The sequence below is a fragment of the Micrococcus sp. HG099 genome (assembly GCF_024723355.1).
Taxonomy (GTDB): Bacteria; Actinomycetota; Actinomycetes; order Actinomycetales; family Micrococcaceae; genus Micrococcus; species Micrococcus endophyticus.
Window position 1 is genome coordinate 26,736 of sequence record NZ_JANQCJ010000001.1, and the last position, 26,776, is coordinate 53,511.

The following is a 26,776-nucleotide window of genomic DNA, read 5'->3' on the forward strand; positions in this document are numbered from 1 at the left end:
GATCGGCGTGCGCTGCCCTCGGCACGCAGGATGGATGGTCCTGCCAACGAAAGGGCGCACGAATATCAGAGTCTAACGCAGAAGGCCGCCCCGTGCCAGTGCACGGGGCGGCCTTCCATGTCGCCGGCCCTCAGGGGGCCGGGTCGATCACTTGGCGCGCTCGACGATCTCCACCAGGCGCCACCGCTTGGAGGCGGACAGCGGGCGGGTCTCGGCGATGCGGACGCGGTCGCCGATGCCGGCGGTGTTGTCCTCGTCGTGCGCCTTGACGCGCTTCGAGGTCTTCATCACCTTGCCGTACAGCGAGTGCTTCTTGCGGTCCTCGACCTCGACGACGATCGTCTTGTCCATCTTGTCGGACACGACGACGCCGCGCAGGGCCTTGCGGTAGCCGCGCTCCTCGGAGACGGCGGGGGTCTGCTCGGTCACTTGGCAGCCTCCTCGTTGTTGTCGGCCTGCGCCTCGGCGGCGACATCGCCGCGGATGCCCAGCTCGCGCTCGCGCAGGATCGTGTAGATGCGCGCGATGTCACGCTTGACGGCCTTCAGCCGGCTGGAGTTGTCCAGCTGGCCGGTGGCGGCCTGGAAGCGCAGGTTGAACAGCTCCTCCTTGGAGGACTTCAGGGCCTCCAGCAGGCGGGCGTTGTCCATCCCGTCCAGGGACTCGACGTTCAGATCCTTGGTGCCGATCGCCATGGGATCACTCACCACCCTCTCGACGGATGACACGGGCCTTCAGCGGCAGCTTGTGGATGGCAAGGCGGAGCGCCTCACGGGCGACCTCCTCCGAGACACCCGAGAGCTCGAAGAGCACGCGTCCGGGCTTGACGTTGGCGACCCACCACTCGGGCGAGCCCTTGCCGGAGCCCATGCGGGTCTCGGCGGGCTTCTTCGTGAGCGGACGGTCCGGGTAGATGTTGATCCAGACCTTGCCGCCACGCTTGATGTAACGGGTCATGGCGATACGGGCGGCCTCGATCTGACGGTTCGTCACATAGGCCGGCGTGAGCGCCTGGATGCCCCACTCGCCGAAGGTCACGGTGGTGCCGCCCTTGGCGGCGCCGGAACGCTTGGGGTGGTGCTGCTTGCGGTGCTTGACGCGACGGGGGATCAGCATCAGGCGTTGCCTCCTTCAGCGGGAGCGGCGGCCGGGGTCTCGGCGCCGGCGCCGGCGTTCTCCTGGCGGGGAGCACGCTCGGCACGGTCGTTGCGACGACGACGCTCGCCACCGCCGCCGCCGCGGCGGTCGCCGCCACGGCCACGGCCGGAGGGCTGCGCGGCCTCCTTGGCCGCGAGCTCCTTGGCGGTCAGGTCGCCCTTGTAGATCCAGACCTTCACGCCGATGCGGCCGAAGGTGGTCTTGGCCTCGAACTTGCCGAAGTCGATGTTCGCGCGGAGGGTGTGCAGCGGCACGCGGCCCTCGCGGTAGAACTCCGAACGGCTCATCTCGGCACCGCCGAGGCGGCCGGCGCACTGGATGCGGATGCCCTGCGCGCCGGCGCGCATGGCGGACTGGATCGCCTTCTTCATCGCGCGGCGGAACGCAACGCGCGAGGCGAGCTGCTCGGCCACACCCTGCGCCACCAGCTGCGCATCGGTCTCGGGGTTCTTGACCTCGAGGATGTTCAGCTGGATCTGCTTGCCGGTGAGCTTCTCGAGCTCGCCGCGGATGCGGTCGGCCTCGGCGCCGCGGCGACCGATCACGATGCCGGGACGCGCGGTGTGGATGTCCACGCGAACGCGGTCACGGGTGCGCTCGATCTCCACCTTGGAGATGCCGGCGCGCTCCATGCCGGTGGTCATCAGCTCGCGGATCTTGACGTCCTCCTTGAGGAAGTCAGCGTAGCGCTGGCCCTCCTTGTGGGAGTCCGCGAACCAGTGCGAGACGTGGTCGGTGGTGATGCCGAGGCGGAACCCGTTGGGGTTGATCTTCTGTCCCATTGTCAGTTCCCACCCTTCTCGTCCTTGGACGCGACGACCACAGTGACGTGGCTCGTGCGCTTGTTGATGCGGTATGCGCGGCCCTGGGCACGGGGCTGGAACCGCTTCATGGTCGGGCCCTCGTCCACGAAGGCCTCGGTGATGTAGAGGGCGTCCTCGTCGAAGGCCTGGCCCTCGCGGTCCGCCTTCACGCGGGCGTTCGCCACCGCGGAGGCCACCAGCTTGTACACCGGCTCCGAAGCGCCCTGCTGGGCGAACTTCAGGATGGCCAGTGCCTCGGTGGCCTGCTTGCCACGGACCAGGTCGACGACGCGCCGGGCCTTCATCGGCGTCACGCGCAGGTGGCGCGCAATTGCCTTGGCTTCCATTGCTTCTCTCTTTCGATTCTCGAGAAGGTCAAGCGTGCTGTGCCGTCAGGCTCAGCGACGCTTGCCCTTCTTGTCGTCCTTCACGTGGCCGCGGTAGGTGCGGGTCGGGGCGAACTCGCCCAGCTTGTGACCCACCATGGACTCGGTGACGAACACCGGGACGTGCTTGCGTCCGTCGTGGACCGCGATGGTGTGACCCAGCATGTCCGGGATGATCATCGACCGGCGGGACCAGGTCTTGATGACGTTCTTGCTGCCCTTCTCGTTCTCGGCCAGAACCTTCAGGTAGAGGTGCTGATCGACGAAGGGGCCCTTCTTCAGGCTGCGAGGCATGTCTTCCCTGCTCCCTTATCGCTTGTTCTTGCCGGTACGACGGCGACGCACGATGAGCTTGTCGCTTTCCTTGTTCGGGCGGCGCGTGCGGCCCTCGGGCTTGCCGTTCCGGTTGACGGGGTGACGGCCGCCGGAGGTCTTGCCCTCGCCACCGCCGTGCGGGTGGTCGACGGGGTTCATCACGACGCCGCGGACGGTCGGGCGCACGCCCTTCCAGCGCATGCGGCCGGCCTTGCCCCAGTTGATGTTCGACTGCTCGGCGTTGCCGACCTCGCCGATCGTGGCGCGGCAGCGCACGTCGACGTTGCGGATCTCGCCGGAGGGCAGGCGCAGCTGCGCGTACTTGCCCTCACGGGCGACGAGCTGCACGGAGGCGCCGGCGGAGCGGGCCATCTTGGCGCCGCCGCCCGGACGCAGCTCCACCGCGTGGATGGTGGTGCCCACGGGGATGTTACGCATCGGCAGGTTGTTGCCGGGCTTGATGTCGGCGTTCGGGCCGGCCTCGACCACGTCGCCCTGCTTCAGCTTGGCCGGGGCCAGGATGTAGCGCTTGGCGCCGTCCGCGTAGTGCAGCAGCGCGATGCGGGCGGTCCGGTTCGGGTCGTACTCGATGTGCGCGACGGTGGCGGGCACGCCGTCCTTGTCGTGGCGACGGAAGTCGACCAGGCGGTACTGGCGCTTGTGGCCGCCGCCCTTGTGACGGGTGGTGATGCGGCCGGTGTTGTTGCGGCCGCCGGTCTTGTGCAGCGGACGGAGAAGGGACTTCTCCGGCGTGGACCGGGTGATCTCTGCGAAGTCGGCCACGGACGAGCCGCGCAGGCCCGGGGTGGTCGGCTTGTACTTACGGATAGCCATGTGTCAGTTCCTCGATTAAGTGGTCTCCGCACGCCGGTCAGGCGAGCGGACCTCCGAAGATGTCGATCGTCCCGTCCTTGAGCGTGACGATGGCACGCTTGGTGGACTTGCGCTGGCCCCACCCGAAGCGGGTGCGACGGCGCTTGCCGGAACGGTTCAGGGTGTTGACCGAGGCCACGTCGACGTTGAAGATGCGCTCCACCGCCTGCTTGATCTCGGACTTGTTGGAGCGCGGGTCGACCAGGAAGGTGTACTTGCCCTCGTCGATCAGGCCGTAGCTCTTCTCCGACACGACGGGAGCGATGATCACGTCGCGGGGATCCTTGTTGATGGAGCCGCTCACTGGGCATCCTCCTTCTTGGCACCGGAGGCCTGGGCCACGTACGCCTCGTAGGCCGCCTGGGTGAACACGACGTCGTCGGAGACGAGCACGTCGTAGGTGTTCAGCTGGTCGGCGTACAGGGTGTGGACCGCCGGCAGGTTGCGGGCGGACAGGGCGGCGACGTCGTCGGCCCGGTCGATCACCAGCAGCACGTTCTTGCGGCCGGTGTTCAGGGACGCGAGACCCGCCTTGGCGGCCTTGGTGGACGGGGTGGTCCCGGACACGAGGGCCTCGATGACGTGGACGCGGCCGTTGCGGGCGCGGTCCGACAGGGCGCCGCGGAGGGCGGCGGCCTTCATCTTCTTGGGGGTGCGCTGCGAGTAGTCGCGCGGGGTCGGGCCGTGGACGATGCCGCCGCCGGTCATGTGCGGCGCGCGGATCGAGCCCTGACGGGCGCGGCCGGTGCCCTTCTGCTTGAACGGCTTGCGGCCGGCGCCGGACACCTCGCCGCGGCGCTTCACCTTGTGCGTGCCCTGACGGGCGGCGGCGAGCTGGGCCACGACGACCTGGTGCATGAGCGGCACGTTGGACTGCACGTCGAAGATCTCGGCGGGCAGATCGACCTGGACGGTCTTCACGGAGTTCTCAGCCATGGTCTCAGGCTCCCTTCACGGCGCTGCGGACGAGCACGACCTGGCCCTTGGAGCCGGGCACCGCGCCCTTGATCAGCAGGAGGTTGTTCTCCACGTCGACGCCGTGGAGGGTCAGGTTCATGGTGGTCTGGCGCACGGCGCCCATGCGACCGGGCATGCGCTGGCCCTTGAACACGCGGCCCGGGGTGGACGCGCCGCCCACGGAGCCGGGCTTGCGGTGGTTCTTGTGGGCGCCGTGGGAGGCGCTCACGCCGGCGAAGCCGTGGCGCTTCATGGCGCCGGCGAAGCCCTTGCCCTTGGTGGTGCCCACGACGTCGACCTTCTGGCCGGCCTCGAAGACCTCCACGGTCAGGTCCTGGCCGAGCGAGTACTCGGCGGCGTCGGCGGTGCGCAGCTCGACGAGGTGACGGCGCGGGGTCACGCCGGCCTTCTCGAAGTGACCGGCCAGGGGCTTGGTCACGCGGCGGGGGTCGATCTGGCCGTAGGCGATCTGCACGGCGGTGTAGCCGTCGGTCTCCTCGGAGCGCAGCTGGGTGACGACGTTCGGGTCTGCCTTGACCACGGTCACGGGGATGAGCTTGTTGTCCTCATCCCAGACCTGGGTCATGCCGAGCTTCGTGCCCAGCAGGCCCTTGATGTTCTGGGTGTTGGTCATAGTCTCTCAGCACCTCCCTCTCAGAGCTTGATCTCGATGTTGACGTCCGCGGGCAGGTCCAGTCGCATGAGCGAGTCGACGGCCTTGGGGGTCGGGTCGATGATGTCGATGAGCCGCTTGTGGGTGCGCATCTCGAAATGCTCGCGGCTGTCCTTGTACTTGTGGGGAGAACGGATAACGCAGTACACGTTCTTCTCCGTCGGCAGCGGCACGGGGCCGACCACCGTCGCGCCTGCGCGCGTGACCGTGTCAACGATCTTGCGGGCCGAGACGTCGATGACCTCGTGGTCGTACGACTTCAGCCGGATGCGGATCTTCTGTCCCGCCATGGCGTCACGCCTCTCTCGTCGGGTGTGCTGTTCCTGTCCCTGTGCGGCGGACCGGGGTCCGCCTCCTTGTCCTCCACCCGCACGGGGCGAATCCGGTCTGGACCGGGTTCCTCGCCTCCGTCGGACTCCGGTCCACGCGGTCGGGCGTGTCGCATTCCTGAGGACGCGCGCGCCGTGGGCGGATCGGAGTGGTGACGTCACATCTGGGCCGAGCTGGCGCCGCGAGACACACGACGACAGCGCAATGGCGCTTGAGCAACCGAACCAGTATAGACAGAGACGGGCCCGGACCGCCACTCGGCGATCCGGGCCCGTCCTTGAGGCTCGGCTCAGCGACCCCACTCGGTGGGCGGGCCGGCGTTGAGGAGCAGGGTGAACACGACGACGACGGCGATCAGCGCCACCAGCGCGCTGACCAGCGGGCGGCGCAGCACGGCGGCCAGCACCCGCTGGGCCCCGGTCCGCTCCCCCGGCTCGCCCTCGAGCACGCGCCAGTGCGGCGCCGGCTCCCCGCGGCGCAGCTGGGCCCGCTCGAAGGGGACGGTCATGAACGGGACGACGGCGGAGCCGAGGCCGAGCAGGCCGCGCGCGGCCGGCCAGCGGCCGTCGATCCACACCGCCACGGTGACGACGAAGTAGCAGAGGAAGACGAAGCCGTGGATGCCGCCGGCGATCGGCATCACCGCGTCGGTGACCCCCGTGTACTTCAAGGCCATGGCGGTCAGCAGACCCGCCCACGTCACCATCTCGGCGGCGGCGGTCACCCGGAACAGGCTGCGCGGGGACGGCAGGCTCATCGACGCAGCTCCCCGTTCCGGTTCGCCCGGCGGATCCGGCGGGCGCGGTCGATCTCGGGTCGGAAGGTGCGCAGGGCCCACACGACGGCGACGACGGCCGCCGCGAGGACCAGGAGGGTGATCAGCAGTTCTGGCATCCCATCAGCCTAACGGCCCCCGTGCGGCCGCGGCCCCGGCGCACGACAGCGCCCCCGCCTCCGGAGACCCGGAGACGGGGGCGCTGTGCGTCAGCGGCTCAGACGAGCCGGGCGACGGGATGCGTCAGATCACTTGGTGATCTTGGTGACGCGGCCGGAGCCCACGGTGCGGCCGCCCTCGCGGATGGCGAAGCCGAGGCCCTCCTCCATGGCGATCGGCTGGATGAGCTCGACCGTCATCTCGGTGGTGTCGCCGGGCATGACCATCTCGGTGCCCTCGGGCAGCGTGATGACGCCGGTGACGTCGGTGGTGCGGAAGTAGAACTGCGGGCGGTAGTTCGAGTAGAACGGGTTGTGACGGCCACCCTCGTCCTTGGACAGGATGTAGACGTTCGCCTCGAAGTTGGTGTGCGGGGTGATCGAGCCCGGGGCCACGACGACCTGGCCGCGCTCGACGTCGTCACGCTTCAGACCGCGAAGCAGCAGGCCGCAGTTCTCGCCGGCCCAGGCCTCGTCGAGCTGCTTGTGGAACATCTCGATGCCGGTGACGGTGGTCTTCTGCACGTCGCGGATGCCCACGATCTCGACCTCGGAGTTGATGGCGAGGGTGCCGCGCTCGGCGCGACCGGTCACCACGGTGCCGCGGCCGGTGATGGTGAAGACGTCCTCGATCGGCATCAGGAACGGCTTGTCCTTGTCGCGGACCGGATCCGGGATGTACTCGTCCACGGCGTCCATGAGGTCCTCGACGGACTTGACCCACTGGGCGTCGCCCTCGAGGGCCTTCAGGCCGGAGGTGCGGATGACCGGGGCGTCGTCGCCGTCGAACTCCTGGGAGGACAGCAGCTCGCGGACCTCCATCTCGACGAGCTCCAGGAGCTCCTCGTCCTCGACCATGTCGGACTTGTTCAGGGCCACCAGCAGCGCCGGCACGCCGACCTGGCGGGCCAGGAGCACGTGCTCGCGGGTCTGGGCCATCGGGCCGTCGGTGGCGGCGACCACGAGGATCGCGCCGTCCATCTGAGCGGCGCCGGTGATCATGTTCTTGATGTAGTCGGCGTGACCGGGGGCGTCCACGTGGGCGTAGTGACGCTTCTCGGTCTGGTACTCCACGTGGGAGATGTTGATGGTGATGCCGCGCTGACGCTCCTCGGGGGCCGAGTCGATCGTCGCGAAGTCACGGGCCTCGTTCAGGTCCGGGTACTTGTCGTACAGGACCTTCGAGATGGCGGCGGTCAGCGTGGTCTTGCCGTGGTCAACGTGGCCGATGGTGCCGATGTTGACGTGCGGCTTCGTCCGCTCGAACTTTGCCTTTGCCACTAGTTCCTCCTAAGAACTGGTTCATCGTCAAGTAGACTGCTCAGCCGCCTGCGACGTGCTGACAACTTGATGGAGTCTACTCGGATGGTGCTGGGTTGGGGAAATCCCGGCCTCACGGGGCCAGTCCGGTTCCAGGGCTCCTGGACCGCCGGAAGCGGACCGGGCCTGACCCGTCCTGTTCGCGGACCGACGCGCCGGGGGCGCCGGTCCGGTCGCCCCGGGCCGGCCGCGGCTGCGGCGGCCGACCCGGGGCAGGTCGTTCAGAGCAGGGGACCTGAGGTCACTCGCCCTGGGACTTCTGGATGATCTCGTCCGCCACGGCCTTGGGGACCTCGGCGTAGGAGTGGAAGGTCATCGAGTACACGGCGCGACCCTGGGTCTTGGAGCGCAGGTCGCCGATGTAGCCGAACATCTCGGACAGCGGCACGAGGGCCTTGACGACCTTGACGCCGGTGGCGTCCTCCATGGTCTGGATCTGGCCACGGCGGGAGTTCAGGTCGCCGATGACGTCGCCCATGAACTCCTCCGGGGTGCGCACCTCGACGGCCATCAGGGGCTCGAGGATGATCGGGTTGGCCTTGCGGACACCCTCCTTGAACGCCTGGGAGCCGGCGATCTTGAACGCCATCTCCGAGGAGTCGACGTCGTGGTACGCGCCGTCGAGCAGGGTGGCCTTGACGCCCACCATCGGGTAGCCGGCCAGCACGCCGAACTGCATGGCGTCCTGGATGCCCGCGTCCACGGACGGGATGTACTCGCGGGGCACGCGACCGCCGGTGACGGCGTTCTCGAACTCGTAGATCTCGCCGTCGGCGGTGTCCAGGGGCTCGAAGGACAGCTGCACCTTGGCGAACTGACCGGAGCCGCCGGTCTGCTTCTTGTGCGTGTAGTCGACCTTGTCGACCTTGCGCTTGATGGTCTCGCGGTACGCGACCTGGGGCTTGCCCACGTTGGCCTCGACCTTGAACTCGCGCTTCATGCGGTCCACGAAGACGTCCAGGTGGAGCTCGCCCATGCCGCCGATCTCGGTCTGGCCGGTCTCCTCGTTGAGGTTCACGCGGAACGTGGGGTCCTCGGCGACGAGCTTCTGGATGGCGGTGGAGAGCTTCTCCTGGTCGCCCTTGGTCTTCGGCTCGATGGCCACGGAGATCACGGGCTCCGGGAAGGTCATCGACTCGAGGATGATCGGGTGCGCGGCGTCGCACAGGGTGTCGCCGGTGGTGGTGTCCTTCAGGCCGATGACCGCGTAGATGTGGCCGGCCACGACCTCCTCCACCGGGTTCTCCTTGTTGGCGTGCATCTGGAAGAGCTTGCCGATGCGCTCCTTCTTGCCCTTGGTGGCGTTGAGGATCTGCGCACCGGACTCCAGACGGCCGGAGTACACGCGGATGAAGGTCAGGGTGCCGAAGAACGGGTGCGAGGCGATCTTGAAGGCCAGGGCGGAGAACGGCGCGTCCTTCGAGGCCTCGCGCTCCAGCTCGACCTCCTCGTCCTTGACGTCGTGGCCCTTCACGGCGCCGGCGTCCAGCGGGTTAGGCAGGTAGGCGACGACGGCGTCGAGCATCGGCTGCACGCCGCGGTTCTTGAACGCGGAGCCGCAGAACACCGGGTAGGCCTCGGCGTTCACGGTCAGGTGACGCACGCCGGCCTGGATCTCCTCGGTGGTGAGCTCCTCGCCCTCGAGGTACTTCTCCATGAGCTCCTCGGAGGTGTCGGCCACGGCCTCCACCAGCTGGGCGCGGTACTCCTCGGCCTTCTCCTGGAGCTCGGCCGGGATCTCACGGGTCTCGTACTCGGCGCCCATGGTCACGTCGCCCTTGGCGTCGCCCGGCCACACGAAGGCCTTCATGGAGAGCAGGTCGACGACGCCCACGAAGTCGTTCTCGGCGCCGATCGGCAGCTGCATCACGAGCGGACGCGCGCCGAGGCGGTTCACGATGGTGTCGACGGTGAAGTAGAAGTCCGCGCCGAGCTTGTCCATCTTGTTGACGAAGCAGATGCGGGGGACGTTGTACTTGTCCGCCTGGCGCCACACGGTCTCCGACTGGGGCTCCACGCCCTCCTTGCCGTCGAACACGGCCACGGCGCCGTCCAGCACGCGCAGCGAGCGCTCCACCTCGACCGTGAAGTCCACGTGGCCGGGGGTGTCGATGATGTTGATCTGGTTGTCGTTCCAGAAGCAGGTCACCGCGGCGGAGGTGATGGTGATGCCGCGCTCCTTCTCCTGCTCCATCCAGTCGGTCGTCGAGGCGCCGTCGTGGGTCTCGCCCAGCTTGTGGTTGACACCCGTGTAGAACAGGATGCGCTCGGTGGTGGTGGTCTTGCCGGCATCGATGTGGGCCATGATGCCGATGTTGCGGACCTTGTTCAGGTCGGTCAGCACGTCCTGTGCCACGGTGTCTCCCTTGCTCGGGTGGTGTTGGGGGCTCGTGAGATGGATTCGTCAGGGGGCCGCAGGTCCGACGACCGGTCCACGGCGGACGGCCCGGGGCGCGGAACGCGCGCCCCGGGCCGCACGGATCACCAGCGGTAGTGGGCGAAGGCCTTGTTGGCCTCGGCCATCTTGTGGGTGTCCTCGCGACGCTTCACGGCGCCGCCCAGGCCGTTCGAGGCGTCCAGGATCTCGTTCATCAGACGCTCGGTCATGGTCTTCTCACGGCGGGCCTTGGAGAAGCCGACCAGCCAGCGCAGGGCCAGGGCCGTGGAGCGGCCCGGCTTGACCTCGACGGGCACCTGGTAGGTGGCGCCGCCGACGCGGCGGGAGCGGACCTCGAGGGCCGGCTTGATGTTGTCCATGGCCTTCTTGAGCGTGGCCACGGGATCGGCGCCGTTCTTGGCGCGGGCACCCTCGAGCGCGCCGTACACGATGCGCTCGGCGGTGGACTTCTTGCCGTCGATGAGCACCTTGTTGATCAGCTGCGTGACCAGCGGGGAGCCGTAGACGGGATCGACGACGAGGGGGCGCTTCGGCGCAGGACCCTTACGAGGCATTACTTCTTCTCCTTCTTGGCGCCGTAGCGGGAGCGGGCCTGGCCGCGGTTCTTCACGCCCTGGGTATCGAGGGCGCCGCGCACGATCTTGTAGCGCACGCCGGGCAGGTCCTTCACACGACCGCCGCGCACGAGCACGATCGAGTGCTCCTGCAGGTTGTGGCCCTCGCCGGGGATGTACGCGGTGACCTCGATGCCGCCGTTGAGGCGCACACGGGCGACCTTGCGCAGAGCCGAGTTCGGCTTCTTCGGGGTGGTGGTGTACACGCGGGTGCACACGCCACGGCGCATGGGGTTCCCCTGCAGCGCAGGGGCCTTGGTCTTGACGACCTTGGGTGAGCGGCCCTTGCGGACCAGCTGCTGAATCGTAGGCACTCTCCAGCCTTCCTGTGTGGGTGATCGCTGACGTGATCGACCGGCGCCGCCGGCGCCGGCTGCTCGTTCCTCTGCTCTGCCTCTCCCTGTGGGGCTCGCATCGAGCAGACGTCCGCAGGCGTGCAAAAGTGTGGCATCTGCCGCGCAAGTACCCCGCGACGTGGACAGCGTCCGATTTGCCACACGAAAAACAATCCTTGCAAGCATACCACGTGCCGGGTCGCCGTCCCACCCGACGGCGAGGGGCCCGCCCCTCCCCCGCTCAGGCGGGAGGGACGGGCCCCTCGGTCGGGCACGCGGCTCAGGAGCGGAAGTCGCCCCCGCGGCCGTAGTCGTCCAGCGAGACGGCGTGGAAGTCGCTCTCGCCGAGCTGCTGGTCCAGGCCCGGGTAGTCGAAGTCCGCGAAGCCGGCCGGCGAGGCGAACAGGTTCGCCTTGGCCTCCTCCGTCGGCTCCACCACGGTCTTCGTGTACCGGTCCAGGCCGGTGCCGGCCGGGATCAGCTTGCCGATGATCACGTTCTCCTTCAGGCCCAGCAGCGGGTCGGACTTGCCCTCCATGGCCGCCTGCGTCAGGACGCGGGTCGTCTCCTGGAAGGACGCGGCCGAGAGCCACGAGTCCGTCGCCAGCGAGGCCTTCGTGATGCCCATGAGCTCGTCGCGGCCGGAGGCCGGCTGGCGGCCCTCGGCGACGGCGGAGCGGTTGGCGGCCACGAAGCGCGCACGGTCGGTCAGCTCGCCCGGCAGCAGGTCGGTCTCACCGGACTCGATGACGGTGATGCGACGCAGCATCTGGCGGACGATGACCTCCACGTGCTTGTCGTGGATGCCCACGCCCTGGGACTGGTACACGTTCTGCACCTCGTCCACGAGGAACCGCTGGGCGGCCCGGGGGCCGAGCACGCGCAGGACCTGCTTGGGGTCCACGGCGCCGGCGACGAGCTGGGTGCCGACGGCCACGTGCTCGCCGTCCGCCACCAGGATGCGCGCGCGGCGCAGCACCGGGTAGGCGATCTCCTCGGAGCCGTCGTCCGGGGTGAGCAGCAGGCGCACCGACGCGTCGGTGTCCTCGATGGTCACGCGGCCGGCGACCTCGGAGATCGGGGCCACGCCCTTCGGGGTGCGGGCCTCGAAGAGCTCCTGGATGCGGGGCAGACCCTGGGTGATGTCGTCCGCCGAGGCCACACCGCCGGTGTGGAACGTGCGCATCGTGAGCTGGGTGCCTGGCTCGCCGATGGACTGGGCGGCGATGATGCCCACGGCCTCGCCGATGTCCACCAGCTGGCCGGTGGCCATGGAGCGGCCGTAGCACTTGGCACACGTGCCCACGGCGGACTCGCAGGTCAGGACCGAGCGGACCTTGATCTCCGAGACGCCGGCGCCGACCAGCTGGTCGATCAGCACGTCGCCCACGTCGGCGCCGCCCGAGGCCAGCACGGAGCCGTCCTCGCCGGTGACGTCCTGGGCCAGGGTGCGGGCGAAGGCCGAGTTCTCGACCTGCTCGTGGGCCACGAGCTCGCCGTCCGCGTTCGGCACGGCGATCGTCACGGACAGGCCGCGCTCGGTGCCGCAGTCCTCCTCGCGCACGATGACGTCCTGCGAGACGTCCACGAGGCGACGGGTCAGGTAGCCCGAGTTCGCGGTCTTCAGCGCGGTGTCCGCGAGGCCCTTGCGGGCGCCGTGGGTGGCGGAGAAGTACTCGAGCACGGACAGGCCCTCGCGGTACGAGGACTTGATCGGACGCGGGATGATCTCGCCCTTCGGGTTGGCCACCAGGCCGCGGATGCCCGCGATCTGGCGCACCTGGAGCCAGTTGCCTCGCGCGCCGGAGGACACCATGCGGTTGATGGTGTTCAGCTCCGGGAGGCCGTCCTTCATGGCCGCGGCGACCTCGTCGGTGGCCTTGTTCCAGATGTCGATCAGCTCGGAGCGACGCTCGTCGTCCGCGATGAGGCCCTTCTCGTACTGCTGCTGCACGCGCAGGGCCTGCTCCTCGTAGCCCTCCATGATGGCGGCCTTGTCGAAGTCGGACGTGATGTCCGAGATCGCCACGGTGACGCCCGACCAGGTGCCCCAGTGGAAGCCGGCGTCCTTGAGGTTGTCCAGCGTCTGGGCGGTGACGACCATCGGGTAGCGCTCGGCCAGGTCGTTGACCAGCTGGCCGAGGCTGCCCTTGGTGGCCTGGGTGTCCAGCCACGGGTAGTCGGCCGGGAGCAGCTCGTTGAAGAGCACCTTGCCCAGGGTCGTCTCGATGACGGCGAGCTCGCCCTCGGACCAGCCCTCGGGGGCCGGCACCGCGGTCGACGGCACGAAGCCGTCCACGCCGATCTTCACCGGGGCGTTCAGGTGCAGGTCGCCGCCGTCGAAGGCCATGACGGCCTCGCCGACGGTGGCGTAGGCGTTGCCCGCGCCGACCGCGTCCGGACGCACCGTGGTCAGGTGGTTCAGGCCGATGATCATGTCCTGGGCCGGCACGGCGACCGCGCGGCCGTCCGAGGGCTTCAGGATGTTGTGGCTCGAGAGCATCAGCAGGCGCGCCTCAGCCTGGGCCTCGGGCGACAGCGGCAGGTGGACCGCCATCTGGTCGCCGTCGAAGTCCGCGTTGAACGCGGAGCAGACCAGCGGGTGCAGCTGCAGGGCCTTGCCCTCCACCAGCTGCGGCTCGAAGGCCTGGATGCCCAGACGGTGCAGGGTGGGGGCGCGGTTCAGCAGCACCGGGTGCTCGGTGATGACCTCCTCGAGCACGTCCCACACCTGCGGACGGAAGCGCTCCACCATCCGCTTGGCGGACTTGATGTTCTGCGCGTGGTTGAGGTCCACGAGGCGCTTCATCACGAACGGCTTGAAGAGCTCGAGGGCCATCTGCTTGGGCAGGCCGCACTGGTGCAGCTTCAGCTGCGGGCCCACCACGATGACCGAGCGGCCCGAGTAGTCCACGCGCTTGCCGAGCAGGTTCTGACGGAAGCGGCCCTGCTTGCCCTTGAGCATGTCGGAGAGCGACTTCAGCGGACGGTTGCCCGGGCCGGTGACCGGACGGCCGCGACGGCCGTTGTCGAACAGCGAGTCCACGGCCTCCTGGAGCATGCGCTTCTCGTTGTTCACGATGATCTCGGGGGCACCGAGGTCGAGCAGGCGCTTCAGGCGGTTGTTGCGGTTGATCACGCGGCGGTACAGGTCGTTCAGGTCGGAGGTCGCGAAGCGGCCGCCGTCCAGCTGCACCATCGGGCGCAGCTCCGGCGGGATCACCGGGACCGCGTCCAGGACCATGCCCTCGGGCGAGTTGTCCGTGGTGAGGAACGCGTTGACGACCTTCAGGCGCTTCAGGGCACGGGTCTTGCGCTGGCCCTTGCCGGTCTTGATGGTCTCGCGCAGCATCTCGGACTCGGCCGCGAGGTCGAAGGTCTGCAGGCGACGCTGAATCGCCTCCGCGCCCATCGAGCCCTCGAAGTACTGGCCGTACTTGTCCCGCATGGTGCGGTACAGGCCCTCGTCGCCCTCGAGGTCGGCGACCTTGAGGTTCTTGAAGCGGTCCCAGACCTGCTCCTTGCGGTCCAGCTCCGCGTCCGCGCGCTTGCGGATCTGCGACATGGTCTTGTCCGCGGCGTCGCGGGCCTTCTTCTTCTCGGCGGCCTTGGCGCCCTCGGACTCCAGCTTGGCCAGGTCCTTCTCGAGGTCGGCGGCCACCGCGGCGATGTCGGCGTCGCGCTGGTCGGCCAGCACGCGGGTCTCCTGGTCGTACTCGGCCTGGAGGTTGGCCAGGTCGCGGTGCCGGCCCTCCTCGTCCACCGAGGTGATCATGTACGCCGCGAAGTAGATGACCTTCTCGAGGTCCTTCGGCGCCAGGTCCAGCAGGTACCCCAGGCGCGAGGGGACGCCCTTGAAGTACCAGATGTGGGTGACCGGCGCGGCCAGCTCGATGTGGCCCATGCGGTCGCGGCGCACCTTCGAGCGGGTCACCTCGACGCCGCAGCGCTCGCAGATGATGCCCTTGAAGCGCACGCGCTTGTACTTGCCGCAGGCGCACTCCCAGTCACGGGTGGGGCCGAAGATCTTCTCGCAGAAGAGCCCGTCCTTCTCCGGCTTCAGGGTGCGGTAGTTGATGGTCTCCGGCTTCTTGACCTCGCCGTAGGACCAGCGGCGGATGTCCTCCGCCGTGGCCAGGCCGATGCGCATCAGGCCGAAAGAGTTGTCAGTGGACATGCTGTTCACGCTCATGCTCCGGTGAACTCCCTTGGTTCAGTGGTTCTCAGGTGACGTCTTGTGGATGCGGGATCGGGCCCGGCTCAGACTTCCTCGACCGAGCTCGGCTCGGCGTGGGAGAGGTCGATGCCCAGCTCCTCGGCGGCGCGGTAGACCTCGTCCTCCGCGTCGCGCATCTCGATGGTCTGGCCGTCCGCGGAGAGCACCTCCACGTTGAGGCAGAGGGACTGCATCTCCTTGATGAGCACCTTGAAGGACTCCGGCACGCCCGGCTCGGGGATGTTCTCGCCCTTGACGATGGCCTCGTACACCTTCACGCGGCCGTGGATGTCGTCCGACTTGATGGTCAGCAGCTCCTGGAGGGTGAACGCGGCGCCGTACGCCTCGAGCGCCCACACCTCCATCTCGCCGAAGCGCTGGCCGCCGAACTGGGCCTTTCCGCCCAGCGGCTGCTGCGTGATCATCGAGTACGGGCCCGTGGAGCGCGCGTGGATCTTGTCGTCCACCAGGTGGTGCAGCTTGAGCATGTACATGTAGCCCACGGACACCGGGTCCGGGAACGGCTCGCCGGTGCGGCCGTCGAACAGCTGCGCCTTGCCGTTCTCGCCCATGAGGCGGTCGCCGTCACGGGTGGCGTTCACGTGGCCGAGCAGGCCCGTGATCTCGTACGCCTCCGCGCCGTCGAACACCGGGGTGGCGACGTTGACCGGGTCGGACTGCCGCGGGAAGTTCGGCAGGTCCTTGATCCACTCGGGCTCGCCCTGGATGTCCCAGCCGCGCGAGGCGGCCCAGCCCAGGTGCAGCTCCATGACCTGGCCGAGGTTCATGCGGCCGGGCACGCCGAGCGGGTTCAGCACGATGTCCACCGGGGTGCCGTCCGCCAGGAACGGCATGTCCTCGAGCGGCAGGATCTTCGAGATGACGCCCTTGTTGCCGTGGCGGCCGGCCATCTTGTCGCCGTCGGTGATCTTGCGCTTCTGGGCCACGTAGACGCGCACCAGCTGATTCACGCCCGGGGGCAGGTCGTCGTCCTCGTCGCGGTCGAAGATGCGCACGCCGATGACGGTGCCGGACTCGCCGTGGGGCACCTTCAGGGAGGTGTCGCGCACCTCGCGGGACTTCTCGCCGAAGATCGCGCGCAGCAGGCGCTCCTCCGGGGTCAGCTCCGTCTCGCCCTTCGGGGTCACGCGGCCGACCAGGATGTCGCCGGCCTCCACCTCGGCGCCGATGTGGATGATGCCGCGCTCGTCGAGCTGGGACAGCACCTCCTCGGACACGTTGGGGATGTCGCGGGTGATCTCCTCGGCGCCCAGCTTGGTGTCGCGGGCGTCGACCTCGTGCTCCTCGATGTGGATCGAGGTGAGGACGTCCTCGGAGACCATGCGCTGGGACAGGATGATCGCGTCCTCGTAGTTCAGGCCCTCCCAGGGCATGAACGCGACGAGGAGGTTCTTGCCGAGCGCGAGCTCGCCGTTGTCCGTGGCCGGGCCGTCGGCGATGACGCTCAGCGGCTCCACTCGGTCGCCCTCGGAGACGCGCACGCGCTGGTTGTACGCGTTGCCCTGGTTCGAGCGGGCGAACTTCATGATCGGGTAGTGCGTGGTGGTGCCGTCGTCGTTCATCACGGTCACCAGGTCCGCGGCCACCTCGGTCACGACGCCGGCCGCGGTGGCGGTCACGGAGTCGCCCGCGTCCACGGCCACGTACTTCTCCATGCCGGTGCCCACGTAGGGGGCCTCGGAGCGGAGCAGCGGCACGGCCTGACGCTGCATGTTCGCGCCCATGAGGGCGCGGTTGGCGTCGTCGTGCTCGAGGAACGGGATCAGGGCGGTGGCCGCCGACACCATCTGGCGCGGGGACACGTCCATGTAGTCGATCTCGTCGACGGTGGAGAGCACGGGCTCGCCGTCGCCGCCGCGCTGGCGGCAGAGCACGAGCTCCTCCTCGAAGGTGCCGTCCTCGGCCACCGGGGCGTTCGCCTGGGCGATCTGGTAGGCCAGCTCGTCGTCCGCGGTCAGGTAGTCGACGGTGTCGGTGACACGGCCGTCCACCACGCGGCGGTACGGGGTCTCGATGAAGCCGAAGGAGTTGATGCGGCCGAAGGTCGCGAGCGAGCCGATGAGGCCGATGTTCGGGCCTTCAGGGGTCTCGATGGGGCACATGCGGCCGTAGTGCGAGGGGTGCACGTCGCGGACCTCCATGCCCGCGCGGTCGCGGGAGAGGCCGCCGGGGCCCAGCGCGGACAGGCGACGCTTGTGCGTCAGGCCGGCCAGCGGGTTGTTCTGGTCCATGAACTGGGACAGCTGCGAGGTGCCGAAGAACTCCTTGATCGCCGCCACCACGGGGCGGATGTTGATCAGGGTCTGCGGGGTGATCGCCTCGACGTCCTGGGTGGTCATGCGCTCGCGCACGACGCGCTCCATGCGGGACAGGCCGGTGCGGATCTGGTTCTCGATCAGCTCGCCCACCGCGCGGATGCGGCGGTTGCCGAAGTGGTCGATGTCGTCGATCTCGACGCGCACGTCCACGGCCTCGCCGTCACGGACGCCCTTGACGGTCTTCTCGCCGGCGTGCAGCGCGGCGATGAAGTGCACCATCTGGACGATGTCGTCCTCGGTGAGCACGGAGGCGTTGGGGTCGCCCAGGTGCACGTCCACGCCGAGCTTGCGGTTGAGCTTGTAGCGGCCCACCTTCGCCAGGTCGTAGCGCTTCGGGGTGAAGTACAGGTTGTTCAGCAGCGTCTGGGCCGCGTCGACGGCGGCCGGCTCGCCCGGGCGCAGCTTGCGGTAGATGTCGAGGAGGGCCTCGTCCTGGTCCGCGGTGCCGTCCTTCTCGAGGGTGGCGCGGATGGAGTCGTAGTGGCCGAACTCCTCGAGGATGCGGGACTCGGTCCAGCCCATGGCCTTGAGCAGCACGGTCACGGGCTGCTTGCGCTTGCGGTCGAGGCGGACGCCGACCTGGTCGCGCTTGTCCACCTCGAGCTCGAACCAGGCGCCGCGCGAGGGGATGATCTTGGCGGAGAAGATCTCCTTGTCGGAGGTCTTGTCCGGGGTGCGCTCGAAGTAGGCGCCCGGGGAGCGGACCAGCTGGGAGACGACGACGCGCTCGGTGCCGTTGATGATGAACGTGCCGTTGCGGGTCATCAGCGGGAAGTCGCCCATGAAGACGGTCTGCTGCTTGATCTCGCCGGTCGTGTTGTTCATGAACTCGGCCTTGACGTACAGCGGGGCGGCGAAGGTCGCGTCGCGGTCCTTGCACTCCTCCTCCGTCATCTTCGCGTCGGCGAACTCCGGCTCGGAGAAGGACAGGGACATGGTGCCCTGGAAGTCCTCGATCGGGGAGATCTCCTCGAAGATGTCCGTGAGGCCGGAGGTGACGGGCACCGAGTGGTCGTCGGCCGCCTGGGCCTCCTCCACGCGGGCGACCCAGCGCTCATTGCCGATCAGGCGGTCGAACGACTCGGTCTGCAGCGCCAGCAGGTCCGGCACGTCCAGCGGCTCGGAGATCTTGGCGAAGGAGATGCGTCCGGCGGAGGCGCCGGATCGCGGGGAGACGGTAGCGGTTTCGTTGGAGGTGCTCGAGGCGACCACGTAGGATCCTTCCACAGGCCTTCTGGGGTTCCGTTCCACTCCCCTTCGTCCGCTCGCGCGAGCGCCCGGGCCCACCGCTATATGAAGGCCGCACGGGACCGTGCGGCCGTTCTCTCGGACATGGCGTCCTGTGGGCGGCACGGAACAGGGGAGGTGCAAAGATCCATCGTAGCCCTGTCCGGCGCGCGTGTCCAGCAGCCGCTCGGCCGCTCGGGCCGCTCCCCCGAGCACTCCCCCGGACGCCGCGAGGCCCCCGGTCCGCTGTGCGGATCCGGGGGCCTCGTGGCGAAGCGTGATGCGGCTCAGGCCGCGATCATCACTTGAGGGTGACGGTGGCGCCGGCGCCCTCGAGCTGCTCCTTGGCCTTCTCGGCGGTCTCCTTGTTGACGCCCTCGAGGATCGGCTTGGGGGCGCCGTCCACCAGGTCCTTGGCCTCCTTCAGGCCGAGGGAGGTGAGGGCGCGCACCTCCTTGATGACGCCGATCTTCTTGTCGCCGGCGGACTCGAGGACGACGTCGAACTCGTCCTTCTCCTCGGCGGCGGCGGCGTCGCCACCGGCGGCACCGGCGGCGGCGGCCACGGCCACGGGGGCGGCGGCGGTGACGTCGAACTTCTCCTCGAACGCCTTGATGAACTCGGACAGCTCGATGAGGGTCAGCTCCTCGAACGCGGCGAGCAGCTCTTCGGTGGTCAGCTTGGCCATGATGGCTCCTTTACGTGTACGTCTTGTCTACGTGTGAAGTGGTGGGCCGTGCAGCCCGGGGCGGACTGCTCAGGCAGCCTCGCCCTGCTGGGCGCGCAGCGCCTCGACCGTGCGGACGGTCTTGGACAGCGGCGCCTGGAACAGGGCGGCAGCCTTGGACATGCTGCCCTTCATCGCGCCGGCGAACTTGGCCAGCAGAACCTCGCGGGACTCGAGGTCCGCGATCTTCTTGATGCCGGCCTCGTCCAGGGGCTGGCCATCCATGTAGCCGCCCTTGAGCACGAGCTTCTCGTGATCCTTGGCAAAGTCACGCAGGGCCTTCGCGACGTTGACCGGGTCACCGGTCACGAAGGCGATCGCGGTGGGACCGGACAGGTGGGCCTCGAGGCCCTCCACGCCGGCTTCCTTGGCCGCGATCTCGGCAAGCGTGTTCTTCGCCACGGCGTAGGTCGCGTCCTGACGGATGGAGTCACGCAGCTGCTTGAGCTCCGTCACCGTCAGGCCACGGTATTCCGTCAGAACAGCGGCGTTGGACTCACGGAACAGGTCCGTGAGCTCAGCCACCGCCGACTCCTTCGCGGACGTCGCCATGGCACTCCTCTCGATGATTCGTGGGGACCGCCTCCCCCGCAAGACGAGAAAACGCCCCGTGCAGATGCACGGGGCGCAGCGGGAGCATCGACGCGATCCGACCAGGGTCAGTCCGCGGATGCGAGCGGGGCTCACGTTCACCTGCGCAGGTCGCCTCCCCGTCAGGGAGATCCTTCGTTGGGCACTGCCCGAGGGCAGGGCACCACGACCGGCGGTCTTCGGTAGGCACCAGCGTACCCCCTCCCCCGGCCCCCGCAAAATCGGCACCCGGCCAGCCGAATCGGCCCCCGGCCACGGTCGCGGCAGCGCCGCCGTCGCCAGGGGACGACGGTGGCCGGGGACGACGACGGCCGGCCGCCCCGCAGGGGGCGACCGGCCGTCTCGACGGGCCCGGACTCACCGGGACCCGGGCGGGATCAGAGCTCCGAGGAGTCCACCGAGGTCACGTTCGGGTCCATGGACACGCCCGGGCCGAAGGTGGTGGCCACGGTGGCCTTGGAGATGTAGCGGCCCTTGGAGGACGAGGGCTTCAGGCGAAGCACCTCCTCGAGGGCGGCGGCGTAGTTCTCCACCAGGGCCTTGGCCTCGAAGGAGGTCTTGCCGATGATGAAGTGCAGGTTGGAGTGCTTGTCGACGCGGAAGTCGATCTTGCCGCCCTTGATGTCGGTCACGGCCTTGGCCACGTCCGGGGTCACGGTGCCGGTCTTGGGGTTCGGCATCAGGTTGCGGGGGCCGAGCACCTTGCCCAGGCGGCCGACCTTGCCCATGAGCTCGGGGGAGGCCACGGCGGCGTCGAAGTCCACCCAGCCGTCGGAGATCTTGGCGATCAGGTCGTCGTCGCCCACCACGTCCGCGCCGGCGGCGCGGGCGGCCTCGGCGCGCTCACCGGTGGCGAACACGACGACGCGGGCGGTCTTGCCGGTGCCGTGGGGCAGGCTCACGGAGCCGCGCACCATCTGGTCGGCCTTGCGGGGGTCGACCGAGAGGCGGAGGGCGACCTCCACGGTGGCGTCGGTCTTGGAGGGGTTGGTCTCCTTGGCGAGGCGGATCGCCTCCACCGGCGAGTAGACGTCCTCGCCGATCGCGGCCTTGGCCGCCTTGTATGCCTTGCTGCGCTGTGCCATCTGCGTTCTTCTCCTTGTGCAGTCGTGGTCTGCGGGCCGCGCTCGGCCCTGCCACTGGAAGGTGGTGGGAGGAGGGCGTCAGCCCTCGACGGTGATGCCCATGGAGCGGGCGGTGCCCGCGATGATCTTGGCGGCGGCCTGCACGTCGTTGGCGTTCAGGTCCTCCATCTTGGTCTGGGCGATCTCCTCGCACTGGGCCTGGGTCAGCTTGCCGACCTTGGCCGTGTGCGGGGTGGCGGAGCCCTTGGCGACGCCGGCGGCCTTCTTGATGAGCTCGGCGGCCGGCGGGGTCTTGGTGATGAACGTGAACGAGCGGTCCTCGTACACGGTGATCTCGACCGGCACCACGTTGCCGCGCTGCGACTCGGTGGCGGCGTTGTAGGCCTTGCAGAACTCCATGATGTTCACGCCGTGCTGGCCCAGGGCAGGGCCGATGGGCGGGGCCGGGTTGGCCGCGCCGGCCTGGATCTGAAGCTTGATCAGACCGGAGACCTTCTTCTTGGGAGCCATGAGTGGATCCTTCTCTCACTGGGGGACCCTCGGCGCAGGAGCGCACCGGGGGCGGTGGCCGCCGTGGCGCGGCGGCCGGTGCCGCGTCCGGGCCGGCAGGCGGCCGGCCCGGTGCGGAAGCGTCGGGTGTCCTCAGATGACCTTGGTCACCTGGTTGAAGGACAGGGTCACGGGGGTCTCGCGCTCGAAGATCGAGACGAGCACCACGAGCTGCTGGGCCTCCGGCTTGATCTCGGAGATCGTGGCCGGGAGGGTCTCGAACGGGCCGTCGTTGACGGTGACCGACTCGCCCACCTCGAAGTCCACGTGGATCGCCGGGGCGGCGGCCGCGCTCGACTCCGCGGAGGCGGGGACGGCCAGGCCGGCCTTCTCGGCGGCGCGGGCGGCCTCCTGGATCACGGACGGGGCCAGCATGTCGTAGACCTCGTCCAGGCTGAGCGGCTGCGGGTGGTGGGCGTCGTTGCCCACGAAGCCCGTGACGCCCGGGGTGTGGCGCACGACGCCCCACGAGGCGTCGTCGAGGTCCATGCGGACGAGCACGTAGCCCGGGATGCGCACGCGCGAGACGATCTTGCGCGTGGTGTTCTTGATCTCCACGACCTCCTCCATGGGGACCTCGATCTCATAGATCGCGTCCTCCATGTCCTGGGTCAGGATGCGGGCCTCGAGGTTCGTCTTCACGCGCTTCTCGTAGCCGGCGTAGGTGTGGACCACGTACCAGTCGCCCGGCTGGCGGCGCAGGCGGGTGCGCAGCTCCTCGCCGGGGTCGACGGCGGGCTCCTCCTCGGCCTGCTCGACGGCGGCCGGGACGTCCTCGCCCTCGGCGGCGGCCAGGTCGGCCTCCTGCACGGTGGCCTCGGCGGCCTGCTCGCCGTCGACGGCGGACTCGCCGGCGGCGTCCTCAGCGGGGGCCGGGGCGTCCTGCGCGGTCTCGACGGTCTCCTCCACGGCGCCGTCCTCCTGCACGGAGACGGACTCCTCGGCGGCCTGACGATCCAGTTCCTGCTCGGACACGGTTCCTGCTTTCTGCTGACGGGCGTCGGGCCCTGCCGTCCGGGAGGGCCCTCACGGGGGTGCGGCGGACGCGTCCAGCGACGTCGGGACCGTCCTCGCCGGGCTCAGAGGCCGCCGCCGCCGCCGAACAGGAGGCCCGCCACGGTGCCGAACACCCAGTCCAGCCCCATGACCAGCAGGATCATGAACGCCACGAAGGCGAGCACCACTCCGGTCGTGCGCAGCAGCTCCTCGCTCGTGGGGGTGACCACCTTGCGGAGCTCGTCCACCACCTGGCGCAGGAACAGCGCGATCCGCGTGAACAGCCCGCGACGCTGCCTGTCCGGCGCGGGGGTCGAGCCCCCGCCGTTCGCCGCAATGTCAGTCACGTGGCCTCACTCGTCGGATCGCCGAATCGCTTTCTACACGTCCGATGCCGAGCACGAGGCCCGGCATCGAGCAGGGCAGACAGGACTCGAACCTGCAACCTGCGGTTTTGGAGACCGCTGCGCTACCAATTGCGCCACTACCCTTCGGCTCCGGATCCGTCCGGCCGAACCCTCGCGGGATCGACCGTGATCGCGGCACCGGTGATCAAGGATACGCCATCGAGCGGCGCGCGTCGAACGGGCCCGTGGACAGTCAGTACGCTGGGCCTGACGGAGCACGCTCCGTCCCGCCGCCGTCGTCGATCTCGAAGAAGGTCTCCATGAGCGCCCCCGCCCGCCGCGTCTCGGCCCGTCTGGCCGCGATCGCCCCCTCCGCCACCCTCGTCGTCGACGCCCGCGCCAAGGAGCTCAAGGCCGCCGGGCGCCCCGTGATCGGCTTCGGCGCCGGGGAGCCGGACTTCCCCACCCCGGACTACATCGTGGAGGCCGCCGTCGCGGCCGCGAAGGACCCGAAGAACCACCGCTACTCCCCCGCCGCGGGCCTGCCCGAGCTGCGCGAGGCCATCGCCGCCAAGACGCTGCGCGACTCCGGCGTGGCGATCGACGCCGCCCAGGTGCTGGTGACCAACGGCGGCAAGCAGGCCGTCTACAACACGTTCGCCGCGCTGCTGGACCCGCAGGACGAGGTCCTCGTCCCCTCCCCCTACTGGACCACCTACCCGGAGGCCATCCGCCTGGCCGGCGGCGTCCCCGTGGACGTGTTCGCGGGCCCCGAGGCCGGCTACAAGGTGAGCGTGGAGCAGCTCGAGGCCGCCGTCACCGAGCGCACCAAGGCCCTGCTGTTCGTCTCCCCGTCCAACCCCACCGGCGCCGTCTACTCCCCCGAGGAGACCGAGGCCGTGGGCCGCTGGGCTCTGGACCGAGGGCTGTGGGTGATCACGGACGAGATCTACGAGCACCTCACCTACGACGGCATGCCGTTCACCTCGATCCTGAAGGCCGTCCCGGAGCTGGCAGACCAGGCGGTGATCCTCAACGGCGTCGCCAAGACCTACGCCATGACCGGCTGGCGCGTGGGATGGATGGCCGGCCCGCTGGACGTGATCAAGGCCGCCACGAACCTGCAGTCCCACGCCACCTCGAACGTGTCCAACGTGTCCCAGCGGGCCGCCCTGGCCGCCGTCGCCGGACCGCTGGACGCCGTGGACGAGATGAAGGTCGCCTTCGACCGCCGCCGGCGCGCCATGGTCGAGGCCATGAACGCCGTCCCCGGCTTCCACTGCCCCACGCCGCAGGGCGCGTTCTACGCGTACGTGGACGTCCGCGAGGCCCTCGGCCGGACCTACCGCGGCGACGTCACCCCGACGACGTCGGCCGAGCTGGCCGCCTTCATCCTGGACGAGGCCGAGGTGGCCGTGGTCCCGGGCGAGGCGTTCGGCCCCTCCGGCTACCTGCGCCTGTCCTACGCGCTGGGCGACGACGACCTCGCCGAGGGCGTGGAGCGGATCCGGGCGCTGCTCTCCGAGTGACCCGCTCCCGACGCCCGGGCCCCCGCCGCCGCACGCCGGCCGCGGGGGCCCGCGCGCATCCGGGGGCGTGACGCCCGGGGCGGGGCGTCCGGAGCGGGGTGTCCGGAGCCGGGTGTCCGGAGCGCAGACCCGCTCAGGCGTAGCCGCGGCGGGCGGCCCAGCGGGTGAGCTCGTGGCGGTTGGAGAGCTGCAGCTTGCGCAGCACGGAGGAGACGTGGGTCTCCACGGTCCGGTCCGAGATGAACAGCTCGGCGCCGGCCTCGCGGTAGGTGTAGCCGCGGGCGATCAGGCGCATCACCTCGCGCTCGCGCGCGGAGAGCCGGTCCACGTCCTCGTCGGGGACGGCGGGCGAGGCCGGCGCGGCGGGCGCTGCCGCCGGGGCCGCGGCGCCGCGGAAGGCGTCCAGCACGAACCCGGCCAGCCGGGGCGAGAACACCGCGTCGCCGCCGGCCACGCGCACCGCGGCGTCCACGACCTCGGCCCCGGACGCCGTCTTGGTGATGTAGCCGCGCGCCCCCGCCCGGATCACCGCGACGACGTCCTCGGCGGCGTCCGAGACGGACAGCGCCAGGAACCGCTGCGCGGGCCGGCGGGCCAGCACCCGCTCGGCCACCTCGGCGCCCCCGCCGCCGGCGCCGCCGGGCAGGTGCACGTCCAGGAGCACGACGTCCGGGGCGAGCTCGAGGACCGCGCGGACCGCCTCGTCCACGTCCCCGGCCTCGCCCACGATCGCCAGGCGGGCGGGGTCCAGGTCCGCCCGGAGGCCGGAGCGGAAGATGGCGTGGTCGTCGACGATCACGGCGGTGCGGGGGGCGGGGACGCTCACGGACGCTCCTGGGCGGCGTGCGGGGGCACGCGGTCGGGTCGGATCAGGGTCAGGTGGACCTCGGTGCCGCCGGGGCCGGAGCGGATCCGCGCGGTGCCGCCGGCGCGCTCCATGCGCCCGACCACGGACTCGCGGACGCCGAGGCGGTCCGCCGGGACGGCCCCCGGGTCGAAGCCGGGGCCCCGGTCCCGCACGAACACCTCGGCCACGGTCCGGCCGTCGTCGTCCTCGGCGACCTCGGCGAACACCTGGGCGTCGCCGGCGTGCCGGGCCGCGTTGAGCATCGCCTCCCGGGCCGCGGCGGTCAGCGGCTCCAGCCACGCCCCCGAGGCCTCGCCCACGGCCACCACCTCGACGCGGCGCCCGTGGGCGTCCTCGACGGCGGCGGCGTGCTCCCGCAGGGTGGCGGCCAGCGAGTCGTGGCCGCCGCGGTCGTCCAGGGCGAGGAACCGGCGCAGCTCGCGCTCCTGTGCACGGGCGGCCCGGGCGACGGCCTCGGGGTCGTGTGCGCGACGCTGGATCAGCGCCAGGGACTGCAGCACCGAGTCGTGCAGGTGGGCCGCGATCTCGGCCCGCTGGGCCTGCACCGCGAACGCTGTGCGCTCGGCGTCGCGCCGGCGCAGCCACGACAGCGCGTAGGGCATGGCCACCATCGCGACGCCGGCGATCAGGGCGACGGCGACCAGCAGCCCCAGCCACAGGTCCCCCGAGGTCACGCCGCCGAGGACGATCGCGAGCACGGCGAGCAGCACGAGCGCGGTGCCGAGCGCCAGGCGCACGACCCGTCCCACACGCCCGGCGGGCGGGCCCCCGGCCAGGTCGAGCTGCATCCAGGCCAGCCCGAGCCCGATCACGAGCACCGCCACCGGCCCCACGAGGGCCCAGTCCACGGCGAGCCCCAGGCCGTCCGCGACCGTGATCACGCCGACGCCGAGCACCACTCCCGCCAGCAGCACCGGCCAGCCGCCCTCGCGCACCCGCTCGAGCACCTCGGGGGCGCGCCCGCGCAGGCTCGGCGCCTCGCCGGTCGGCGCGCCGTCCGCGCCCTCCTCGGGCATGAGCAGCCACAGCCAGACGTAGAGGGCGAGCCCGGCGCCGCCCGCGAGCGCGAGCACGGCGAACCCGGCCCGCGCCGTGCGCGGCGACAGGTCCAGGTGGCGAGCCACGCCGGCGGCGACGCCGGAGACCGGCCGGTCCGCGCGGTGGCGCATCAGCGGGGCGCGGGTTCCGGACGCGCGGGTTTCGGACG

The 26,776-nt window shown here is 69.9% G+C and carries 28 protein-coding genes and 1 tRNA gene; 1 reads left to right on the top strand and 28 read right to left on the bottom strand.

The annotated features are described in order from the left end of the window. Nucleotides 1-147 precede the first annotated feature (147 nt). From rpsQ to NWP10_RS00300, 26 genes are all read right to left on the bottom strand, one after another. The gene (gene rpsQ / locus NWP10_RS00175; RefSeq protein ID WP_017487833.1) at nucleotides 148-429 is read right to left on the bottom strand and encodes a 30S ribosomal protein S17; all 282 of its coding nucleotides are present in this window, start codon (nucleotides 427-429) and stop codon (nucleotides 148-150) included. Beyond that, a complete protein-coding gene (rpmC, locus tag NWP10_RS00180; RefSeq protein WP_017487834.1) occupies nucleotides 426-695 on the bottom strand; it encodes a 50S ribosomal protein L29 in 270 nt (89 codons plus the stop codon). Before rpmC ends, rpsQ begins: the two co-directional genes overlap by 4 nt. A 4-nt stretch (nucleotides 696-699) precedes the next feature. After that, nucleotides 700-1,116 carry a 50S ribosomal protein L16 gene (gene rplP / locus NWP10_RS00185; protein ID WP_158491539.1) on the bottom strand — a complete coding sequence of 139 codons (417 nt, stop codon included), beginning with the start codon at nucleotides 1,114-1,116 and terminating at the stop codon, nucleotides 700-702. Next, entirely contained in the window at nucleotides 1,116-1,940 is an 825-nt protein-coding gene (rpsC, locus tag NWP10_RS00190; protein ID WP_017487836.1) for a 30S ribosomal protein S3, read from the bottom strand. Before rpsC ends, rplP begins: the two co-directional genes overlap by 1 nt. A gap of 2 nt (nucleotides 1,941-1,942) precedes the next feature. Further along, complete coding sequence (rplV, locus tag NWP10_RS00195) at nucleotides 1,943-2,308, bottom strand: 50S ribosomal protein L22 (RefSeq protein WP_017487837.1); 366 nt, start codon at nucleotides 2,306-2,308, stop codon at nucleotides 1,943-1,945. 51 nt (nucleotides 2,309-2,359) lie between these two features. Beyond that, nucleotides 2,360-2,641 (bottom strand): 30S ribosomal protein S19, encoded by a 282-nt coding sequence (gene rpsS / locus NWP10_RS00200; protein WP_002857475.1) that lies wholly within the window; start codon nucleotides 2,639-2,641, stop codon nucleotides 2,360-2,362. A gap of 15 nt (nucleotides 2,642-2,656) precedes the next feature. After that, a complete protein-coding gene (rplB, locus tag NWP10_RS00205; protein WP_010080386.1) occupies nucleotides 2,657-3,496 on the bottom strand; it encodes a 50S ribosomal protein L2 in 840 nt (279 codons plus the stop codon). Nucleotides 3,497-3,533: 37 nt separating this feature from the next. Then, a complete protein-coding gene (gene rplW / locus NWP10_RS00210; RefSeq protein ID WP_002857471.1) occupies nucleotides 3,534-3,839 on the bottom strand; it encodes a 50S ribosomal protein L23 in 306 nt (101 codons plus the stop codon). Then, nucleotides 3,836-4,471 (bottom strand): 50S ribosomal protein L4, encoded by a 636-nt coding sequence (gene rplD / locus NWP10_RS00215; RefSeq protein ID WP_017487838.1) that lies wholly within the window; start codon nucleotides 4,469-4,471, stop codon nucleotides 3,836-3,838. The genes rplW and rplD overlap by 4 nt, the downstream gene beginning before the upstream one ends. A gap of 4 nt (nucleotides 4,472-4,475) precedes the next feature. Then, nucleotides 4,476-5,126 carry a 50S ribosomal protein L3 gene (gene rplC / locus NWP10_RS00220; protein ID WP_017487839.1) on the bottom strand — a complete coding sequence of 217 codons (651 nt, stop codon included), beginning with the start codon at nucleotides 5,124-5,126 and terminating at the stop codon, nucleotides 4,476-4,478. 20 nt (nucleotides 5,127-5,146) lie between these two features. Then, on the bottom strand, nucleotides 5,147-5,455 hold the full coding sequence (gene rpsJ / locus NWP10_RS00225; protein ID WP_002857463.1) for a 30S ribosomal protein S10: 309 nt from the start codon (nucleotides 5,453-5,455) through the stop codon (nucleotides 5,147-5,149). 329 nt (nucleotides 5,456-5,784) lie between these two features. Further along, nucleotides 5,785-6,252 (bottom strand): DUF3817 domain-containing protein, encoded by a 468-nt coding sequence (locus tag NWP10_RS00230; RefSeq protein WP_258299448.1) that lies wholly within the window; start codon nucleotides 6,250-6,252, stop codon nucleotides 5,785-5,787. Continuing rightward, the gene (locus tag NWP10_RS00235; protein ID WP_184169863.1) at nucleotides 6,249-6,389 is read right to left on the bottom strand and encodes a hypothetical protein; all 141 of its coding nucleotides are present in this window, start codon (nucleotides 6,387-6,389) and stop codon (nucleotides 6,249-6,251) included. Before NWP10_RS00235 ends, NWP10_RS00230 begins: the two co-directional genes overlap by 4 nt. A 129-nt stretch (nucleotides 6,390-6,518) precedes the next feature. Continuing rightward, nucleotides 6,519-7,709: an elongation factor Tu gene (tuf, locus tag NWP10_RS00240; protein WP_017487842.1), complete on the bottom strand. Its 1,191-nt coding sequence runs from the start codon at nucleotides 7,707-7,709 to the stop codon at nucleotides 6,519-6,521. A gap of 280 nt (nucleotides 7,710-7,989) precedes the next feature. Further along, nucleotides 7,990-10,104 carry an elongation factor G gene (gene fusA / locus NWP10_RS00245; RefSeq protein WP_258299449.1) on the bottom strand — a complete coding sequence of 705 codons (2,115 nt, stop codon included), beginning with the start codon at nucleotides 10,102-10,104 and terminating at the stop codon, nucleotides 7,990-7,992. A 125-nt stretch (nucleotides 10,105-10,229) separates the two neighbouring features. After that, the gene (gene rpsG, locus NWP10_RS00250) at nucleotides 10,230-10,700 is read right to left on the bottom strand and encodes a 30S ribosomal protein S7 (protein ID WP_002854788.1); all 471 of its coding nucleotides are present in this window, start codon (nucleotides 10,698-10,700) and stop codon (nucleotides 10,230-10,232) included. Then, nucleotides 10,700-11,074: a 30S ribosomal protein S12 gene (rpsL, locus tag NWP10_RS00255; protein WP_017487844.1), complete on the bottom strand. Its 375-nt coding sequence runs from the start codon at nucleotides 11,072-11,074 to the stop codon at nucleotides 10,700-10,702. Before rpsL ends, rpsG begins: the two co-directional genes overlap by 1 nt. A 301-nt stretch (nucleotides 11,075-11,375) precedes the next feature. Continuing rightward, the gene (locus NWP10_RS00260; RefSeq protein WP_017487845.1) at nucleotides 11,376-15,272 is read right to left on the bottom strand and encodes a DNA-directed RNA polymerase subunit beta'; all 3,897 of its coding nucleotides are present in this window, start codon (nucleotides 15,270-15,272) and stop codon (nucleotides 11,376-11,378) included. An 83-nt stretch (nucleotides 15,273-15,355) separates the two neighbouring features. Next, on the bottom strand, nucleotides 15,356-18,862 hold the full coding sequence (locus NWP10_RS00265) for a DNA-directed RNA polymerase subunit beta (RefSeq protein ID WP_017487846.1): 3,507 nt from the start codon (nucleotides 18,860-18,862) through the stop codon (nucleotides 15,356-15,358). A gap of 316 nt (nucleotides 18,863-19,178) precedes the next feature. After that, nucleotides 19,179-19,565, bottom strand: a complete 387-nt coding sequence (gene rplL, locus NWP10_RS00270) for a 50S ribosomal protein L7/L12 (protein ID WP_017487847.1) — start codon at nucleotides 19,563-19,565, stop codon at nucleotides 19,179-19,181. A gap of 69 nt (nucleotides 19,566-19,634) precedes the next feature. After that, the gene (gene rplJ / locus NWP10_RS00275; protein ID WP_017487848.1) at nucleotides 19,635-20,156 is read right to left on the bottom strand and encodes a 50S ribosomal protein L10; all 522 of its coding nucleotides are present in this window, start codon (nucleotides 20,154-20,156) and stop codon (nucleotides 19,635-19,637) included. Between the two features lie 416 nt (nucleotides 20,157-20,572). After that, complete coding sequence (gene rplA / locus NWP10_RS00280; RefSeq protein ID WP_184169848.1) at nucleotides 20,573-21,280, bottom strand: 50S ribosomal protein L1; 708 nt, start codon at nucleotides 21,278-21,280, stop codon at nucleotides 20,573-20,575. Between the two features lie 78 nt (nucleotides 21,281-21,358). Beyond that, the gene (rplK, locus tag NWP10_RS00285) at nucleotides 21,359-21,790 is read right to left on the bottom strand and encodes a 50S ribosomal protein L11 (RefSeq protein WP_258299450.1); all 432 of its coding nucleotides are present in this window, start codon (nucleotides 21,788-21,790) and stop codon (nucleotides 21,359-21,361) included. A 132-nt stretch (nucleotides 21,791-21,922) separates the two neighbouring features. Next, a complete protein-coding gene (gene nusG / locus NWP10_RS00290) occupies nucleotides 21,923-22,804 on the bottom strand; it encodes a transcription termination/antitermination protein NusG (protein WP_258299451.1) in 882 nt (293 codons plus the stop codon). 104 nt (nucleotides 22,805-22,908) lie between these two features. Further along, a complete protein-coding gene (secE, locus tag NWP10_RS00295; protein ID WP_375162452.1) occupies nucleotides 22,909-23,163 on the bottom strand; it encodes a preprotein translocase subunit SecE in 255 nt (84 codons plus the stop codon). Between the two features lie 80 nt (nucleotides 23,164-23,243). Continuing rightward, a tRNA-Trp gene (locus NWP10_RS00300) sits at nucleotides 23,244-23,316 on the bottom strand. A 176-nt stretch (nucleotides 23,317-23,492) separates the two neighbouring features. On the opposite strand from NWP10_RS00300, the gene NWP10_RS00305 reads away from it, so the two are divergent. Next, nucleotides 23,493-24,701, top strand: coding sequence for a pyridoxal phosphate-dependent aminotransferase (locus NWP10_RS00305; protein WP_258299453.1), 1,209 nt, complete (start codon nucleotides 23,493-23,495; stop codon nucleotides 24,699-24,701). Between the two features lie 133 nt (nucleotides 24,702-24,834). Here the strand turns inward: NWP10_RS00305 and NWP10_RS00310 are convergent, their stop codons facing one another. Both NWP10_RS00310 and NWP10_RS00315 read right to left on the bottom strand, forming a co-directional pair. Continuing rightward, nucleotides 24,835-25,527, bottom strand: a complete 693-nt coding sequence (locus NWP10_RS00310; protein WP_258299455.1) for a response regulator transcription factor — start codon at nucleotides 25,525-25,527, stop codon at nucleotides 24,835-24,837. Next, the coding region (locus tag NWP10_RS00315; protein WP_375162451.1) for a PspC domain-containing protein at nucleotides 25,524-26,776 on the bottom strand (1,253 nt) is incomplete at its 5' end. The genes NWP10_RS00310 and NWP10_RS00315, both read right to left, overlap by 4 nt.

Excerpts from the sequence above, each read along its gene's own strand:
- rpmC (WP_017487834.1), bottom strand. The coding sequence starts at position 695 with ATGGCGATCGGCACCAAGGATCTGAACGTCGAGTCCCTGGACGGGATG.
- rplP (WP_158491539.1), bottom strand. The coding sequence starts at position 1,116 with ATGCTGATCCCCCGTCGCGTCAAGCACCGCAAGCAGCACCACCCCAAG.
- rpsC (WP_017487836.1), bottom strand. The coding sequence starts at position 1,940 with ATGGGACAGAAGATCAACCCCAACGGGTTCCGCCTCGGCATCACCACC.
- rplV (WP_017487837.1), bottom strand. The coding sequence starts at position 2,308 with ATGGAAGCCAAGGCAATTGCGCGCCACCTGCGCGTGACGCCGATGAAG.
- rpsS (WP_002857475.1), bottom strand. The coding sequence starts at position 2,641 with ATGCCTCGCAGCCTGAAGAAGGGCCCCTTCGTCGATCAGCACCTCTAC.
- rplB (WP_010080386.1), bottom strand. The coding sequence starts at position 3,496 with ATGGCTATCCGTAAGTACAAGCCGACCACCCCGGGCCTGCGCGGCTCG.
- rplD (WP_017487838.1), bottom strand. The coding sequence starts at position 4,471 with ATGGCTGAGAACTCCGTGAAGACCGTCCAGGTCGATCTGCCCGCCGAG.
- rplC (WP_017487839.1), bottom strand. The coding sequence starts at position 5,126 with ATGACCAACACCCAGAACATCAAGGGCCTGCTGGGCACGAAGCTCGGC.
- rpsJ (WP_002857463.1), bottom strand. The coding sequence starts at position 5,455 with ATGGCGGGACAGAAGATCCGCATCCGGCTGAAGTCGTACGACCACGAG.
- NWP10_RS00230 (WP_258299448.1), bottom strand. The coding sequence starts at position 6,252 with ATGAGCCTGCCGTCCCCGCGCAGCCTGTTCCGGGTGACCGCCGCCGCC.
- NWP10_RS00235 (WP_184169863.1), bottom strand. The coding sequence starts at position 6,389 with ATGCCAGAACTGCTGATCACCCTCCTGGTCCTCGCGGCGGCCGTCGTC.
- rpsG (WP_002854788.1), bottom strand. The coding sequence starts at position 10,700 with ATGCCTCGTAAGGGTCCTGCGCCGAAGCGCCCCCTCGTCGTCGATCCC.
- NWP10_RS00260 (WP_017487845.1), bottom strand. The coding sequence starts at position 15,272 with ATGTCCACTGACAACTCTTTCGGCCTGATGCGCATCGGCCTGGCCACG.
- rplL (WP_017487847.1), bottom strand. The coding sequence starts at position 19,565 with ATGGCCAAGCTGACCACCGAAGAGCTGCTCGCCGCGTTCGAGGAGCTG.
- rplJ (WP_017487848.1), bottom strand. The coding sequence starts at position 20,156 with ATGGCGACGTCCGCGAAGGAGTCGGCGGTGGCTGAGCTCACGGACCTG.
- rplA (WP_184169848.1), bottom strand. The coding sequence starts at position 21,280 with ATGGCACAGCGCAGCAAGGCATACAAGGCGGCCAAGGCCGCGATCGGC.
- rplK (WP_258299450.1), bottom strand. The coding sequence starts at position 21,790 with ATGGCTCCCAAGAAGAAGGTCTCCGGTCTGATCAAGCTTCAGATCCAG.
- NWP10_RS00305 (WP_258299453.1), top strand. The coding sequence starts at position 23,493 with ATGAGCGCCCCCGCCCGCCGCGTCTCGGCCCGTCTGGCCGCGATCGCC.